The 15,449-nt window shown below is 61.1% G+C and carries 15 protein-coding genes; 6 read left to right on the plus strand and 9 right to left on the minus strand.

The window, feature by feature from the left end; all coding sequences use genetic code 11:
* Positions 1-32: 32 nt before the first annotated feature.
* On the minus strand, positions 33-1,343 hold the full coding sequence (locus M0D67_RS10270) for an MFS transporter (protein WP_266238736.1): 1,311 nt from the start codon (positions 1,341-1,343) through the stop codon (positions 33-35).
* Positions 1,344-1,441: 98 nt separating this feature from the next.
* Entirely contained in the window at positions 1,442-2,731 is a 1,290-nt protein-coding gene (locus tag M0D67_RS10275) for a M20/M25/M40 family metallo-hydrolase (protein WP_171926507.1), read from the minus strand.
* A gap of 163 nt (positions 2,732-2,894) precedes the next feature.
* Between M0D67_RS10275 and M0D67_RS10280 the strand changes: the two genes are divergently transcribed.
* On the plus strand, positions 2,895-3,434 hold the full coding sequence (locus M0D67_RS10280) for a GNAT family N-acetyltransferase (RefSeq protein WP_266238737.1): 540 nt from the start codon (positions 2,895-2,897) through the stop codon (positions 3,432-3,434).
* A gap of 72 nt (positions 3,435-3,506) precedes the next feature.
* On the opposite strand, the gene M0D67_RS10285 is transcribed toward M0D67_RS10280, so the two are convergent.
* Positions 3,507-3,791 carry a cupin domain-containing protein gene (locus tag M0D67_RS10285; protein ID WP_171926506.1) on the minus strand — a complete coding sequence of 95 codons (285 nt, stop codon included), beginning with the start codon at positions 3,789-3,791 and terminating at the stop codon, positions 3,507-3,509.
* A 263-nt stretch (positions 3,792-4,054) separates the two neighbouring features.
* Positions 4,055-5,272: an FAD-dependent monooxygenase gene (locus M0D67_RS10290; protein WP_266238738.1), complete on the minus strand. Its 1,218-nt coding sequence runs from the start codon at positions 5,270-5,272 to the stop codon at positions 4,055-4,057.
* Between the two features lie 173 nt (positions 5,273-5,445).
* Here M0D67_RS10290 and M0D67_RS10295 point away from each other — a divergent pair, with 173 nt between their 5' ends.
* Positions 5,446-6,390 (plus strand): LysR family transcriptional regulator, encoded by a 945-nt coding sequence (locus M0D67_RS10295; protein WP_171926504.1) that lies wholly within the window; start codon positions 5,446-5,448, stop codon positions 6,388-6,390.
* A 36-nt stretch (positions 6,391-6,426) separates the two neighbouring features.
* Here the strand turns inward: M0D67_RS10295 and M0D67_RS10300 are convergent, their stop codons facing one another.
* Together M0D67_RS10300 and M0D67_RS10305 are read right to left on the minus strand one after the other, a co-directional pair.
* Positions 6,427-7,044 (minus strand): glutathione S-transferase family protein, encoded by a 618-nt coding sequence (locus M0D67_RS10300; protein WP_233468822.1) that lies wholly within the window; start codon positions 7,042-7,044, stop codon positions 6,427-6,429.
* Positions 7,045-7,083: 39 nt separating this feature from the next.
* On the minus strand, positions 7,084-7,851 hold the full coding sequence (locus tag M0D67_RS10305; RefSeq protein ID WP_154560240.1) for an SDR family NAD(P)-dependent oxidoreductase: 768 nt from the start codon (positions 7,849-7,851) through the stop codon (positions 7,084-7,086).
* Positions 7,852-8,060: 209 nt separating this feature from the next.
* Here M0D67_RS10305 and M0D67_RS10310 point away from each other — a divergent pair, with 209 nt between their 5' ends.
* On the plus strand, positions 8,061-8,993 hold the full coding sequence (locus M0D67_RS10310) for a LysR family transcriptional regulator (RefSeq protein ID WP_168435676.1): 933 nt from the start codon (positions 8,061-8,063) through the stop codon (positions 8,991-8,993).
* Between the two features lie 35 nt (positions 8,994-9,028).
* On the opposite strand, the gene M0D67_RS10315 is transcribed toward M0D67_RS10310, so the two are convergent.
* A complete protein-coding gene (locus tag M0D67_RS10315; RefSeq protein ID WP_266238739.1) occupies positions 9,029-9,985 on the minus strand; it encodes a LysR family transcriptional regulator in 957 nt (318 codons plus the stop codon).
* A 131-nt stretch (positions 9,986-10,116) separates the two neighbouring features.
* Between M0D67_RS10315 and M0D67_RS10320 the strand changes: the two genes are divergently transcribed.
* Positions 10,117-10,947 (plus strand): class I SAM-dependent methyltransferase, encoded by an 831-nt coding sequence (locus tag M0D67_RS10320; protein ID WP_266238740.1) that lies wholly within the window; start codon positions 10,117-10,119, stop codon positions 10,945-10,947.
* A 152-nt stretch (positions 10,948-11,099) separates the two neighbouring features.
* Entirely contained in the window at positions 11,100-11,624 is a 525-nt protein-coding gene (locus M0D67_RS10325) for a hypothetical protein (protein ID WP_266238741.1), read from the plus strand.
* Positions 11,625-11,694: 70 nt separating this feature from the next.
* Here M0D67_RS10325 and M0D67_RS10330 read toward each other — a convergent pair whose 3' ends face one another.
* A complete protein-coding gene (locus M0D67_RS10330; protein WP_266238742.1) occupies positions 11,695-12,468 on the minus strand; it encodes an SDR family oxidoreductase in 774 nt (257 codons plus the stop codon).
* A gap of 130 nt (positions 12,469-12,598) precedes the next feature.
* On the opposite strand from M0D67_RS10330, the gene M0D67_RS10335 reads away from it, so the two are divergent.
* Complete coding sequence (locus M0D67_RS10335) at positions 12,599-13,519, plus strand: LysR family transcriptional regulator (protein ID WP_266238743.1); 921 nt, start codon at positions 12,599-12,601, stop codon at positions 13,517-13,519.
* Between the two features lie 64 nt (positions 13,520-13,583).
* On the opposite strand, the gene M0D67_RS10340 is transcribed toward M0D67_RS10335, so the two are convergent.
* Positions 13,584-15,269: a phospholipase C gene (locus M0D67_RS10340; protein WP_171926499.1), complete on the minus strand. Its 1,686-nt coding sequence runs from the start codon at positions 15,267-15,269 to the stop codon at positions 13,584-13,586.
* Positions 15,270-15,449 lie beyond the last annotated feature (180 nt).

Genomic DNA, 15,449 nt, shown 5'->3' on the forward strand with positions numbered 1-15,449 from the left:
ATCAAAAAATGGAACGCGGAGAACCTGGGCCGTCAGGCGTTTTTCAGCACGTTCTCACGAGTAGAAGCAGGGGAGGTCCGCTTGCGAAAGTAGAGAATGCAGACTAGCGCGATGACGGCAGTGACCATGACGTAATAAGCAGGCACGAACTTGCTACCGGTCTCGTTTGCAATCCACGTGCAGATCATCAACGATAAACCGCCGAACACGGCGAAAGTCAGGTTATGGACAACCGCGATGCTGGTGGTACGCGTGCTAACCGGGAACAGCTCCGCGACGAACGCGGGCATCGCACCCTGGAACACCATCACGCACGATGTCAGTCCAGTGACGCAGAAAACATAGACGCCGACTGTGGGGGACGCGACCATCAGGTGAAATGCAGGAATCGTCAGGACAATGGTAAGCAGCGTGCCCGTCGTGATGAGCGCAAGCCGGCCGATACGATCTGACAGTGCGCCGAAGACCGGTGGCAATACGATCTGTGCGGCCGAATAGCCAATCGCACCCCACATCGAATCGACAGGGCTCATTCCCAACACCTTCTGCGCGTACAGCGGAATGAATACGCCCAACAGATAGTTCGTCGAAGCGGCGAGTGAATACAGGCCGATAGCCGCGGCGATCCGTGCTTTGGCCGTCGCGAACGTATCGCGGATCGGATTGCGTTCGTGACTGGATACCTTGAATTCGGGTGTTTCGTCGACACGCCGGCGAATCCAGTAGCCGAACGGCACGATCGCGAGGCCGATCAGAAACGGCACGCGCCAGCCCCACGATGCCAGCGTGTCCGGCGTCATCAGCTTGTTCGCACCGAGCCCGACGATACTCGCGAGGCCCGTGGCGAGGCCAATCCCGACCACCTGATAACTCGCAAAGTACCCCTTCATTCCCTTCGGTGCGTGCTCCGTGACGAAGGAGACGGTCGAGCCGAATTCGCCACCCGCGGAGAAGCCCTGCAGGACTTTGCCGAGCACGAGGATCAAGGTACCGACAACGCCGAATGTCGCGTAGGTGGGGGCGCAGGCGATCACGAGCGTGCCGATGCCCATCAGCCAGATGGTGAGCATCATGCCCGCCTTGCGGCCACGCCTGTCGCTGTATGCGCCGATAACCATCGCGCCGAGCGGCCGGATGAAATAGCTGACGCCGAAGGTTGCGGCAGCGGCGAGCATCGACGTGTAGGCGTCGCCCGTCGGGAAGAAAGCTTTGGCGATTATGACAGCCAGAAAGCCGTAGACGAACAGGTCGAAAAACTCGAGCATGTTGCCCACCAGCGCGGAGGCCAGGATACGGCGAAATTTTCTGCGTTGCTCAGGACTTGGAACTTTATCGGTGGACATGACATTTCCTTTTCCGATGCGAGGAGCGTAGGGCAGCGCTGCATCTGCGGCGCGTTCCGACGACGAGGGCAATGAAGTTCGTGACAGGCGCGGCCGGTTTAGAGGCCGGCTGGTGCGCTCAGATAGTCGAAAGCAGTGAGCACGAAGATTTCACCGAGCGCGCGCAATTCGTCTACGTACACGTGCTCGTCGGACGAGCCCATGTTGTAGGACGTCAAGCCGCAGACCACGGTGGGTACGCCGTGCTGCCGGTAAAGGCGCGCATCGGAGGCGCCGACACGCATGTTGACCACCGGTTGTGTGCCGAGCTTCGCCGCGCAATGGCGGCTGAGTGTTTGAATGATCTCGTGATCGGGCGCGGTCCAACTCGGTTCGTAGCGTCGCGTGATCTCCAGCGAGACGCCGGGATGGCGCACAACGATTTCCTTGATGCGGCTTTCGATCTCCGCGACTGAAACGCCGACCGGCAAGCGGATGTCGGCGGTAGCGGTGGCGTGGTCCGCGATCAGATTCGACAGACGTCCACCGCTGACCGTACCGAATGTGATGGTGACCTGGCGCAGAACGTCGCTCTCTCCCGCGCCGGAGATAAGTTCAGATGTTTCGCTCGAACGGGCGATGGCGGCGAGGACTTCGCCCGGCGCGTTCACCGGGTAGTCGCGCACCGATTTGAGTTCGTGGATAGCGTCGAGAATTTTCTCGATTGCGCTATCGCCCTTATGCACATGGGCCGCGTGTGCCGACTTGCCGCTTGCATCGAGACGCAGCCAGATCATGCCTTTCTCGCCGAAACGCAGCACGTTGGGCGAGCCGGTGTCGGCGCTGATCATCGCGTCGCCGGCTGCGTGCGGCACATGATTCAACAGATAGCCTGTCCCTTCCGTGCCCATGCTTTCTTCATCGCCAGCGAAGGTGGCGACGACTTCGCCCGCGAACGAGTCGCGCACAGCGGCGAGCTGACGCAAGGCGAACACGATGGCGGCGACCCCGCCCTTCATGTCTGACACGCCCAGTCCGTAAAGCTTTCCGTCGCGTTCCTGACCGTTCGGATCGGCCGACCATTGATGGGCATTCACGAGCGGGAAGGTGTCGAGGTGGCCGTTGAAAACCAGCCGACGCCCAGGGCGCGCACCACGCACGCGCACCACGAGGTTCATGACATGCGGGAGCGTACCGAATCGCTCGACTTCCGCGCCGGAGCCTTCGAACATTGCCTCGATCCGGTCGACGACCGCGTGAGTATTGCCGGGCGGGTAGGCGCTGGGAACGGCTACCAGGGCGCGTGCGAGATCGACGATCTGGTGGCTGGATCGGGACGCGGCGTCCGCGAGGGTGCTACGCAAACGGGTAATCTCGGCATCGCCCGAGACCAGGGCATCGGCTACCATTTCTGACCTCCATTGGATTAGCGCGCTGCAAGCCGGAGGGCAGGCCGCGCCATTGATCCGATAGTCGGTAGCCGAATTGTTCGCGTCTAATCAGCCAAAAACGTGGGGGTATAAGTAAAAGTTAATTGGCGATGGGAGGGCATGGCTGTCGATGCGTTGCGGCTTGCTGGTCAAAGCCGGAGCGTTGCCTTATGAAAGAGCTACCATATTCACGACCACGCTTTCTGCCGAATACTTGCGAAACATGACAATGCATCCCGATCCCCGCCTCGCCGTTCTTGCCGACCTCCAAGCTATTGAGGAAATCGTTAGGCAGGCCTACTCGCCTTATATCCCTCGTATCGGGCGGCCACCGGGACCGATGCTGGACGACTATGAAGTCTTGATCGGCGAGGGCAGAGTCTACGTTGTCGAGCTGGAAGGCGCCATACAGGGCATTGTTGTGCTCATCCCGGAGCAGGACGCGATGCTACTGGACAACGTGGCCGTAGCACCTGCTGCCAAGGGAACGGGACTAGGCCGCAGCCTGCTGGAATTCGCTGAACGCTCGGCCAGAGTGGCCGGCTGTCGCGTCATCAGGCTCTACACGCACGAGAGCATGACGGAAAATATCGCGCTTTACTCTCGCATCGGCTATACGGAGACGCACCGGGCCGAGGAGAAAGGTTTAAAGCGGGTGTTCATGGTTAAGCACTTGGCCTGATTGAGCCGCTCGTCATCCGGCTGAGTTCGACCACAAGTGGCTATTCGTCTGTGTCTTTCGTCAAGAGACGCCTCAGCGAATCTCCACCTCGATAAATACCACCTCGTGGTCGGTCGCGTTGACGACGTTGTGCTCCACTCCCTTCAACCCCGCGTAACTGTGCCCTGCGCGCAGCTGCGATTCCCGGTTGCCTTGTGATGTCTCGAGGAGAAGTTGACCATCCGTTTGCGGTACCACGACATAGTCATGTCCATGAACATGCCAGCCGGTCTCAGCACCGGGCGCAAATCGCCACTCGGTGACAATCACGCGTTCATTCAATACCTGCTGCGTTGGAACTGCCTGCGGACGATCCATGAGAGTTTTCTCAGTGAAGTGGGATACGAGGTTCGTCGGATAGCCGTCACGCCGCATCGATAGGCGCGCTATCGCCTGTTAATGGCGACTCCACCGTGCGCCAACATGCTTCCGGGCTCAATACATCTCTTAACCATTCTGAAGCTGAAGCCTTCCGTTTGAAATGTACAGTGCCTTCGCTCTTACCAACACAGTTGCATTCACCTATGCGATACGAGAGGGGCGGCTTCTCCGAGCGCTATCAACCGTAAAGCAGGCCTAGCTCAAAGCCAGGTACCACCCTGCCGCTCACTCGGTTCTTCCGTCAGCGCATCGAAATCGTGAATCCAGTCCAGGTGATTCAGCACGCTGTCGCGCGCGCCGAGGCGGGCGTTGCGGGCCTGCGCGGCCGGCCCGTCGGGCAAATGCAGCACGTCTGCTGTGGTGATCGACGCGTACTGCACCTTGCGCGTGCGGCCCCGGCGCAGGCGCTCGTAGGCTTCCTGCGCCTCGCGCCAATTGCCTGGACCCGCCGCGGCCAATTGAGCGGCCAGCACCACCGCATCTTCAATCGACTGATTGGCGCCCTGGCCGTGATGCGGCACAAGCGCATGCGCGGCATCGCCGATCAGCGTCACGCGGCCTTTGCTCCAGCGGCCGAGCGGGGGACGGTGGAACAATCCCCAGCGCTGACTGATTGGCACAGCTGTGATCATCTGCACGACGGCCGGATGCCAGTCCTTGAAGAGGCGGAGTTGTTCGCCCTCGCTGGCGGGCATGACCCAGTCGCGTAACGGCCACGGCGATGGATGACGTTCGACCAGCAGGAAATTCTGGTCGCCTTTGTCGCCGATGGGATAGTGCAGCAGATGGCCGCCGGGTCCGACCCAGAACTGGATGGTCTCGGGATCGGGCAGCAGATCCATGCGTTCGGCCGGCACCACGCCGCGAAAGCCCGAGCAGCCCGAATACAGGGCGTCGTCATAGCCGAGCATCCAGCGCCGCGTGATCGAGCGCGCCCCGTCGGCGCCGATTACGAGGTCGGCGTCGATGCGCTGACCGTTATCGAACGCCAGACTCACGCGATCCGGGTGCTGCACGAGATCGACCAGCCGATGGCTGAGCTTGATGCGCTCAAGGCCGACGGCTCTGGACAGTACGGCCTGCAGATCGGCACGATGAATGCCCCAGTACGAGCCGCCGAACAGCTCGCGAGAACTGGGCGTGCCGCGATGGTGACCGATGACCTCGCCGCTGCGTCCGTCGCGATAGACGAGGCCCGGCACCTCCGCGCACACCTTCTCGAAGTCCGCGCGCAGTCCCATGCGCTCGTAGAAGCGCGTCGCGTTGGCCGAGAGCGCGACGGCCGCGCCCACTTCGCGCAGCTCTTCGGTTTGCTCGTAGAGTTGCGCATCGATTCCGTGCTCGCGCAGCGCGAGCGCAAGCGTAAGGCCGCCGACGCCGGCGCCGACGATCGCAATCTTTAGATCCGTCTGCTTCATGACTGTGTCTCCGATATCCAGATTTATGGGTGTGGGCCGCCATCGCATTTCCGGGCGCCATGGCGAATGCGCGTGCCGTGTCAGTATTTTCAGCACTAGACCTTCATTCCTCAATAAGATGAAATGAATCTGCTTCATCACTGGATTGAATGAGACCCGGATATGCGTGAGTTATGGAACTGAGCGAAATCGACCTCAATCTGCTGCTGCTCTTCCAGCGGCTGATGCAGGAACGGCGCGTGGCGACCGTCGCCGAGCAGATGAACATGAGCCAGCCCGGCGTCAGCAACGCGCTCGCCAAGCTGCGTCGCCGGCTTGGCGATCCCTTGTTCGTGCGCGGGCCGGGCGGCGTGGTGCCCACGCCGTTCGCGCTGCGTCTGGCGGAACCGGTCTCGCAGGCGCTCGCCACGCTGCACGCCGCACTCAATCCGGTGACGGGCTTCGATCCGCTGCGCGCGATGCGCACCATGACGATCGGCATGACCGATATCGGCGAAGTTGTTTTTCTGCCCGCGCTGCTCGAACGACTGTCGCGCGTCGCGCCGGGCGTCGCACTCAATACCGTGCGCGATACAAGCGTCAATCTCAGCAACGAGATGGCCGACGGCCGCGTCGATCTGGCCATTGGCTTGCTGCCGCAACTCAAGGGTGGTTTCTATCAGCGCCGCCTGTTTGATCAGCGCTATGTGTGCCTGTTCAGGCGCGGCCATCCGCTCGAGGACGCGCCGCTCACGCTCTCTGCATGGCGCGAGGCTGAGCATCTTGTAGTCGTGGCGGCCGGCACCGGCCACGGGCAGGTGGACGAATGGCTGAAACGGCGCGGCGTACAGCGTCAGGTGCGACTGACGGTGCCGCACTTCATGAGCGTGGGCTACATCCTGCAACGCACCGATCTGATCGCCACGGTGCCGGAGCGGCTTGCCCTTCAACTGGCAACCCCTTTCTCGCTCAGCCTGCGCGCGCTGCCCATGACGCTGCCCGCCGCACCGATCCATCTGCTTTGGCACACGCGAGTCCAGCAGGACGAAGGCAATCGCTGGCTGCGCGGGGTCGTGATCGATCTGTTTGCGGACACGGCAACGCCTGTCCGCAAAGCACGGGAGCAGCAAAAGAAATAGCACGCGCGGCCGAAGCCGCGCGCGCTGTCCCTATCCCTATCCCTTGAAAGGTAGCGTACTGGAGAACGCGTCTATTTCCATCGCGCGCTCGGTCAATCGGGCAAGCTTGGGAAAAGCAGCCGGATGAACGACATCGGGCATAAACGCCAATGATGCGGATTGCCAGGTAATCACGACCATCACATCGGCTTGAGACAGCGCATCGCCCACCAGCCAGCCGTTACTGGCTCTCGATTCGAGCATTTGAAATCCCGCCAACGCCTGCTCGCGCAGCGATGCGACGATCGTGGCGATCTGATGCTCGGGGGGACGGATCGACTCGTCATACATATCGCTGAGCTTTCCGTAGATCGCGGATGCGATACCGATGAACTGCAAAGCGTCGCGCCGATTCACGCCGGAGGGCGCGAGCAAGGCGCGTTCTGCTCCGACTTCTTCGTGCAGATATTCGATGATGCCTGTGCTGTCGTAGAGAATCGTGCCGTCGTCAAGCGCAAGCGCCGGCACCTTCACCATCGGGCTGTACGGACGGATAAGATCCTGCTGCTCATAGGCGTGATAGGGCAGATGCTCGAACGGCATGCCGAGCAGCTTTAGTGTGATGCCGACCCGGCGGGTATAGCCGGAAAACCATGGGCCGATAAGTTTCATCATTGACTCTTCGAAATTGACTGTGTTGAGGTTCGTGATCGTTTAGAACGCTTCTTTGAAGGGGCGCAGATCGAGTTCGTGCGTCCACGCGGAACGGTGCTGGCGGTGAAGCGACCAGAATGCATCGGCGATGGCGTCGATATCGAGCAGTCCGTCGAGGCCCTTCCGTTCGACATGCTCGGCGAAGCGCGTATGCACCCGTTCTCCGTCGATGCCACCGTCGATCACGACATGGGCGACGTGCAACCCGAGCGGGCCGAATTCGCGCGCCATGCTTTGAGCTAGCATGCGCAAGCCGGCCTTGCTCGACGCGAAGTGGGCGAAGTTTGGCAAGCCTCGAAGCGCGCCCGTCGCTCCGCTGAAAAGAATCGACCCTCGGCCGAGGGGCACAAAGCGCCGTGCGGCCTCGCGACCCACGAGAAACCCGCCAAAACAGTTGAGCCGCCAGAACGATTCGAAGACGTCCGCTTCCATCGTTCGCAGATCCAGAGGCTGGTTGTTACCTGCGTTGTAGGCAATGAGGTCGGCACTGCCGCCACGCTCGTCTGCCTGCATCGCGATGTCGAACAACCGGATCACATCCGCTTCGTTCGTCACGTCCATGACGACCGTGCTCGCGGAGCCGCCCGCCTCGACAATGCTCTCGCGTACCCGTTCGATCTTCGCTTCGGTGCGCCCCGCGATGATGACGTGACGCCCCTCTGCGGCGAATCGGCGAGACAGGCCCGCGCCGAGACCTTGCTCCGGCCCGACTCCGATAACCACCGCTTTCGGGCGGTCCGAGACATGCGTTTCTTTGGTGATAGACATGGATATTTCCCTGTTCAAGATGAACTTCGGCGTAGCTGCGAAAGCAGGGCGAAGACCGCTTGGGCCGTTCGACGCGCCGTTGAAGTTCGTGTGGCGATGGGTGAACGATACCGAGAACGTGCAGGCGGATAAATCGCTGCTACGATTCCACATTGTTTCTACAGTGAAACAATCAGGCAGGTTGGGTTGGGACAGCGAGGAGTCAGACCGTGGACAAGTTTCACGCCATGCAGGCGTTTATTCGAGTGGTCGAAAGCGGCACCTTCACCAAGGCTGCGCAGGTCCTCGATTTGCCGAAGACGGCCGTCAGCCGTCTGATCGCGTCACTCGAAGCCGAACTGGGCACAAAGCTGCTCAACCGCACGACGCGCAAGGTCTCGACGACAGCGGACGGCGCCGCGTACTACGAGCGCGCGCTACAGTTGATGAGCGATCTCGCGGAGCTCGAGGGCACGATGTCGCGCGCGAAGACCAACCCGCGAGGACGCTTGCGCGTCGATCTGCCCGTGCCATTGGCTCTGTCGGTGATACTTCCCGCGTTGCCGGCGTTCGTCGAGCGTTATCCGGACATCGAGATCGAGTTCGGGATCAGCGATCGTCCGGTCGACCTCATAGCGGAAAACGTCGATTGCGTCGTGCGCGCGGGGGAAATCTTCGATCAGTCACTCGTCGCGCGACAGATCGGCGCCGTTAAACAAATCCTGTGCGCGACACCAGCGTACTGGGACAGGCACGGACGGCCTTCGCATCCTTCGGACCTTGAGCATGGTCACGTCGTCATCCGAACCATTGCCTCGCGAACCAATCGACCGTTTCCGATTGTGGTGACGAAAGATCGTGAACGCGTGGAAGTACAGAACCGGCGCGGACTGACCGCCAACGACATCATGGCGTGTCTGACCATTGGCCTGGCGGGTCTCGGCGTCGTCCATGCGTTGACGTTTTCCGCCACAACACACCTGCAAAGCGGCGCACTCGAAGCGGTCCTGAGCGACTGGGTATCGGATCCCGTTCCCGTTTTTGTTGCCTATCAACCCAATCGGCACCTGAGCACGAAAGCTCGCGTGTTCATCGATTGGCTCACCGAACTGTTTGCGAACAACGAAGCGACCGCCAAGGGCAAGCGCGTCGCGAAGACGTAACGGATGTCACGCGTTGAAGGGATGTGTCGCCGTAGCTATGTCGACGATGGAAGACCAGGAGCTGACGTCACGTTGCCTTGGCCCGCCGGGCGGCTCTTCACATGATCAATGAATGCGCGCAACTTCGGCGTCATCTGCCGGCGGCCTGGATAGTAGAGAAACACGCCCGGTATCACCGGCGCGAACGGCTCCAGCACGTGCACCAGTTTTCCCGTCCTCAACCCTTCAGCGGCCATCGGCTCAGGCAACTGGGCAAGGCCCATACCTTCGACCGCCGCACCAAGCATGGTGGAAAAATCGTTGGCGATGAGCGGGCCGGATACGGCGATCTCGATCGCGTGGCCGTTGTCGTTGAATGACCATAGCGCAAGCGCGCCGCTGGATCGTCGCCACCGCAAGCATGCGTGTTGGCGCAGATCGTCCGTGTGCATGGGGCGGGTGCGCCCTGCGAAGTAAGCAGGGCTGCCCACGACGATGAGACGAAACGGCGGCGTCAACGGTACCGCGACCATGTCGGCGTCGACGAACTGACCGAGCCGGATTCCGGCGTCGAACCCTTCCGCTGCAAGATCGATCAGCTCCTTGCTGGTGGCGATCTCCACTTCGACCTCGGGATAAGCCTGGCAGAAGGATGCAATGAGTGGTTCCAGCAGGATCGGCACCACCGCGCGCGGCACTGAAAGACGCAACAATCCGGTGGGCCGTTGGCCAAGTCCGCGCGCCACCTCACTCGCGGCGACAAGCTCGTCGAAAGCAGGCTTTGCGTGCGAAAGAAACCGTTCGCCAGCTTCGGTGAGGCCGACGCTACGCGTGGTGCGTATGAAGAGCGCTGCGCCAATTCGCGCTTCAAGTACACGCACCGTCTGGCTGACGGCGGACGGTGTCACTCCGAGTTCCGCGGCTGCCCGGCGAAAACTGCGATGCTGGGCGACGCTCAGGAACACCTCCACGCCATCGAGCGCGCCTTGCCTGACTGTGAAGTTCTGCTTCATAGCCCGTCAACATTGTGATGAATAGTCGCTCGCGAGAGGCCATGGTACACCTACACCTGCAGACGAGGGGTCATGCCGATGTCGACTCGCAAGCCCTGAACAATCCGCCAAGACCGTGGAGGAACTCCGCAATGACTGATGCACTTGATGGCGTGCGAGATCACTATCGCGCGACCGGCCTGACCGAGCGGCTGAAGATGGCGCTCACGGTCTTTGGGCCGGAAGATCAGCGGCTCACACCGCAGCAACTGGGCGCCCTCGACCAGTTTCACACACGTGGGCTTGCTGCCACCACCGAGCTTGCCAAATTGGCCGGGATCACCGCCGATATGTCGGTGCTGGACGTCGGTTCGGGCATTGGCGGGCCGGCCCGTTTTCTGGCGGCAACCTATGGCTGCCGGGTGACGGGCATCGACCTCAGCGAACCGTTCGTGGATGCCGCACGCTATCTCACCCGGCGCACAGGGCAGAGCGAACAGGTTTCGTTCCATACCGCCAGCGCGCTGGAACTTCCCTTCGAAGGCAGCCGTTTCGACGCCGTATTGCTGCAGCACGTGGCGATGAACATCTCCGAGCGCGCACGTCTTTACCGCGAGATCGAACGCGTGCTGAAGCCATGCGGCAGGTTTGCGACGTTCGACGTCGTCGCAAACGGCAGCGAACCGTACTACCCCGTTCCCTGGGCGCGAACGCCGACAGCAAGCTTTCTCCTGACGGCCGATGCAACGCGCGAAGCGATCGAACAAGCAGGTTTCCGCACGCTGGCATGGCAAGACGACACCGAGACCGCAAAGGCCTGGTTTACCCAGCAGCGCGCGTCAGGGCCGCTGCCCTCGCCAAATCTCGGCGTGGTGATGGGGCCGGACTTCGCAGAGCTTTTCAGCAACCTGGCGCGAAATCTCCTGGAAGGCCGACTCGGCATTCTCACCGCGGTGTTCGAGGCCGCATCCACGAAGCCCTGAATTCACCTGGAGAACCGCTGATGGCCGCCACCCCTTGGTGCCAGGCTCGATTCTGCTGCACGTGCTCTCACTGCGCCAGTTGATCCGACGACGCGCCGGCTGATCTCCTTCCTATCCTTCAACGCGCCCGACAACACCTGACTGGAGGCAACATGTCACCGGAACTTATCTTCCAATCGCAGCTTGTACTGGGCTATGTCGCCTGGCTGCTCTGCTTTCGCGTATACATCTGGCCCAGGCTCAAGTCGATGGATCCATTCGACGCGCAACGCGCCATCGCCACCTTGCACAGCTTCCGTTTCTTCGGGCTGGTCTTCATTCTGCCGGGCGTCGTCAGTCCCGACCTGCCTGCCAGCTTCGCCGCGTTCGCCGCATATGGTGACTTCGCAACGGGCGTTCTGGCGATGCTGGCGCTACTCGCATCAGGAAGACGCCCGCTCTTCTGGTCGTTTGTCGTGGCCTTCAATCTCGTGGGAACGACCGACCTCATCGTCGACTACGTCCACGCTATCCAGGCCGATCTTCCTGCGCGTGCAGGAGAGTTTTTTCGCACTACGTACGCGATTCCGATCATCTACGTGCCTCTGCTGATGATTACGCACGTTGCCGCCTTCTATCTGCTGCTGCGCTCCCGGCCTAAGGCGGCTCTGAGCTATTGGTCTTTCCGTAAGTCATGAACTTGGCCCCTTACTTGGTCGCTTATTTGGTCGCTTACTTGGTCGCTTACTTGGTCGCTTACTTGGTCGCTTACTTGGTCGTATAGCCACCGTTGATCAGAATGGTCTGCCCCGTAATCCACCACCCGTCGCTGACCAGATGGCGGATGAAGGGCACCACATCCCCTGGATCGGTCAAACCAGTCGTGGAGAACGGTGAAAGTGCGGCGGCGGTCTTGTGGTAAGCCACCGCGTCCGCGCCTTCGGCGGGGTAGAAGAACGGCGTGTCCATGGGTCCGGGTCCGATGGCTGTCACCGAGATGCCGCGCGCGCCGAATTCCTTGGCCGCCGCGCGCGTGAAATGCTCGACCGGCGCCTTGGTGCCCGCATAGGCAGCGTAAAACGGTGTGAACGCGCCAAGCAGCGACGTGACGAGCGTAACGATCTTCCCGTTGTCATTGACGTGCTTGCCTGCTTCCTTGAGGAAGAAGAACGCGGACTTTGAATTTACCGCCGTCATTTCATCGTACTCAGCCTCGGTGATGTCCACGAACGGCTTCTTCAACACCTTGCCTACCGTATTGATCGCAATATCAGGGCGGCCGACGGCGGCGACAACATCCGAGAACAGCTTCTCGATCGCGCCGGCCGAACTCAGATCGGCCTGGAAAGCGACCGCCTTGGCACCTGCCGCCTCGATCGCGGCAAGCGTCTCGTCTGCTGCGGCCTTCGAACTCGCGCTGTTGTAGTGGATCGCCACTGCCTTGGCGCCCTGTGCGGCGAGATCCCGTGCAATCAGTCCACCGAGATTTTTCGCCCCGCCCGCAATGACGACGGTTTTGCCTTTGATGCTGTGGTTTGCCATGGTCCATCCCCAGTACCGAAGCCGCCCGATGCAGCCTCTCATCCTGCTGGATGATATATTCCAGGAAAATCATTTAAACCTACTGTTTCTGACATCACTGGTCAGAAAAGGCGAACAGTGGAAAAGGACCGTGGATCGTATTGACCTGTTTCGCGTGTTCGCGCGTGTTGTCGAATGCGCGAATTTCACGCGTGCGGCGGACACGCTCGGCCTGCCTCGCTCGTCGGTATCCGCGGCGATCCAGGAGCTGGAAGGGCGGATCGGCGCCCGGCTGCTGCATCGGACCACGCGTAAGGTGTCGCCGACCCAGGACGGCGCCGCGCTCTATGAACGCTGCCTGCGTCTGATCGCCGATGTCGAGGAGACTGAGAACCTGTTCCGGCAGACATCGGTAGGACCGAGCGGCGTGTTGCGCGTCGACGTGCCGGGCCGTATCGGCCGGCTGATCGTCGCACCCGCGCTGCCGGAATTCCTCGTCGCGTTTCCGAAAATCGATATCGAGCTGGGCCTGACCGATCGCGCGATCGACCTTGTCGAAGAGCGCGTCGATTGCGCGCTTCGCGTGGGCAAGCTGCACGATTCCGGCACGATCGCGCGGCCCATCGGCAATCTGCCGTTGATCAATGTTGCGAGCCCACGCTATTTGTCCCAGCGCGGCACGCCTCGCACGCCCGGCGATCTGACAACCCACCAGGCCGTCCACTATGCGTCGCCATCGAGCGGCCGTATCGCGCCCTGGGAGTGGCTCGATGGCGAAACCGTGAGGACGTTGACAACGCAAGGCCGCGTGAGCGTCAACAGCGCCGAGGCGTATATCGCGTGCTGCCTTGCGGGACTCGGCTTGATCCAGATTCCTGCGTACGATGTGCAGCAGCATCTGCGCGCCGGCGAACTCATCGAGGTGATGCCCGAATACCGGGCTGCGCCGATGCCGATGACCTTGCTCTATCCGCACCGGCAGCATTTATCGCGCAGGGTTCAGGTGTTCGCCGACTGGCTCGAGGCGCTGCTGAAAGGGCAACTCGTTGGCGATTCAGGCGGAAGAAAATGAAGCAGCCCGGCGATAACGGGCTGCGGCGCAAGACATTCATCGTCGCAAGGACAAGCGTTACGTGTCAGATGGATGGAGGCGTCTTGACGGGCAAGCCAGAGGTCGGATCGAGGTAGAGCCTGGTCTCCCGGTGCTCATCGTGGCGGCGGTTGAAATCGAACATACCCGTGATACTGCCCGCCTTCGCGTCGAACGAGCCGCCTCCGATCCGGTTGCCATCAAGCCAGTTGTCTTCGATGAAACGCACTACTGACGACTGATCGATCGGCGTATGGTCGACGTAGTTCTGTTTCGCCCATGGCGAAATCACAACAAACGGGATGCGGGTACCGGGACCGCACCGGCCGTTCACCGGTTTGCCATTCAACCCGTCGGGTCCGGTGCCTGAGCCGCAAATACCTGAGCCGGTCAACTGATCCGCGACCGAGTCGAACGAAGCGCTCGTCGGCAGCGCGTATGCGTGGTCGTACCAGCCGTCGGAGTCATCCCATGCCACGATAACGGCCGTGTCACGCCAATCCGGTTGCTGTTGCAGGAAGTTGACGACCTTCGTAACGAACGCCTGCTCGTCAAGCGGGTCCGAGTACCCGGCGTGACCGTCCTCATAGGCAGGCGCCTTCAGGAAGCTCACCGCAGGGAAATTGCCAGCTTGAACAGCACTATAGAAATCGTCGATATCGTACTGGTGATTCGCGGGATCGACGGTCGAGCGATGTGCCCCGTAGGTATGCCCGATGGCCGACACCGAACTGGGACGCAAATGCTGCGGGTTTGACGTCGACGCGTAGTACTGGAACCAGTTGTGGTGCGGAATGTAGTCGGCCGTGGCGGCACCGACCACTTGTGACGTTGTGCTGCGTGTGCATCCTGTCGTTCCGTTGCTGTTCGTGGTCGACAGATTGAAGCCGCCCATGAAGCCGCCCCACGTAATGTTGCGCGCGTTGAGCAGGTCGCCGATGTTCTTACCGGTCATCTGCGCGGTATCGGTGGTACTCGAGCACAGGTCGTAGGCAGGATCGACGTCGTTGATCATCGTGAATCCGCCTTGGCCGTCGTTGACGTAATACGAGCCGGCCGTCGAGGGCTGCTTCGACGTCAGGACGACTTTCATGCCGTTGGTCTGTCCTGAGACGACTTCGAGCGCACCCGGCGTTGACGGACCATATGTCGATGTATAGGCGTTATCGCTCATCGCGAAGTTCTGCGCATAGTTCCAGAGCGCCGTGACCGTATTGCCGTCGTAGTAACCCATCACCTGGCCGGCCGTGCCGAACGCGCCGGCGCCGCCGCTGGTGCCGCGGCCCGTGTATTTCGGAAAGAGGTCTGCCTTGCCGTTATCGTATGCCTGCTGCTCAGCCGTATACGCATGGTTCTGGTCGGCTGTGGCCGCCTGCGTGCGATCGAGACGGAACGGATTGGCCGCGCCCGTGCCATTGGCGGAGTTCATAAAGTTCGGGTTGGCCGTCAACAACGTGCCCGATAAGCCGTTCACCTCTGGCGTGCCGGCTTGCGCTGCAAACGCAGGTTCTCCAGGCGGATTTGCCGCATGCGGGTAGGTCGCGAAGTAGTGATCGAACGATACGTTCTCGCCATAGATCACTACCAGATGCTTAATGGGTGTGGCTGTATGGACTTCATCCCGCCGGGAGTCATGCTGGTCCCCGTCGTGGTCGTCGCTGGCGCTCCATGCAGCCGTCGTTGCAAGCGCAACAGCCGTGAGCGAAAAAAGGGCAATCCGACGCCAAAGCATTGTGTGGCTCCCAGTAGTGTTACGCAAAGATAACCGCGGCGCCCGGGACGGCTTATCCAACCTGCTTGACAACGCTGATCCGATCCGACAACAGGGGGCCACGCGGAGGTTGCATTACAACAAGCGCTAACCATTCAATCACGCACGTATGAATGATTGGCGTCAGGAAGCTTTCATGTT

Source organism: Paraburkholderia sp. SECH4, from assembly GCF_030511745.1.
GTDB classification, from domain to species: domain Bacteria; phylum Pseudomonadota; class Gammaproteobacteria; order Burkholderiales; family Burkholderiaceae; genus Paraburkholderia; species Paraburkholderia madseniana.

What these genes read in the sequence shown, in the direction of transcription:
- M0D67_RS10270 (WP_266238736.1), bottom strand. Translation starts at nt 1,343, where the DNA reads ATGTCCACCGATAAAGTTCCAAGTCCTGAGCAACGCAGAAAATTTCGC.
- M0D67_RS10275 (WP_171926507.1), bottom strand. Translation starts at nt 2,731, where the DNA reads ATGGTAGCCGATGCCCTGGTCTCGGGCGATGCCGAGATTACCCGTTTG.
- M0D67_RS10285 (WP_171926506.1), bottom strand. Translation starts at nt 3,791, where the DNA reads ATGGATCGTCCGCAGGCAGTTCCAACGCAGCAGGTATTGAATGAACGC.
- M0D67_RS10290 (WP_266238738.1), bottom strand. Translation starts at nt 5,272, where the DNA reads ATGAAGCAGACGGATCTAAAGATTGCGATCGTCGGCGCCGGCGTCGGC.
- M0D67_RS10295 (WP_171926504.1), top strand. Translation starts at nt 5,446, where the DNA reads ATGGAACTGAGCGAAATCGACCTCAATCTGCTGCTGCTCTTCCAGCGG.
- M0D67_RS10300 (WP_233468822.1), bottom strand. Translation starts at nt 7,044, where the DNA reads ATGATGAAACTTATCGGCCCATGGTTTTCCGGCTATACCCGCCGGGTC.
- M0D67_RS10305 (WP_154560240.1), bottom strand. Translation starts at nt 7,851, where the DNA reads ATGTCTATCACCAAAGAAACGCATGTCTCGGACCGCCCGAAAGCGGTG.
- M0D67_RS10315 (WP_266238739.1), bottom strand. Translation starts at nt 9,985, where the DNA reads ATGAAGCAGAACTTCACAGTCAGGCAAGGCGCGCTCGATGGCGTGGAG.
- M0D67_RS10320 (WP_266238740.1), top strand. Translation starts at nt 10,117, where the DNA reads ATGACTGATGCACTTGATGGCGTGCGAGATCACTATCGCGCGACCGGC.
- M0D67_RS10325 (WP_266238741.1), top strand. Translation starts at nt 11,100, where the DNA reads ATGTCACCGGAACTTATCTTCCAATCGCAGCTTGTACTGGGCTATGTC.
- M0D67_RS10330 (WP_266238742.1), bottom strand. Translation starts at nt 12,468, where the DNA reads ATGGCAAACCACAGCATCAAAGGCAAAACCGTCGTCATTGCGGGCGGG.
- M0D67_RS10340 (WP_171926499.1), bottom strand. Translation starts at nt 15,269, where the DNA reads ATGCTTTGGCGTCGGATTGCCCTTTTTTCGCTCACGGCTGTTGCGCTT.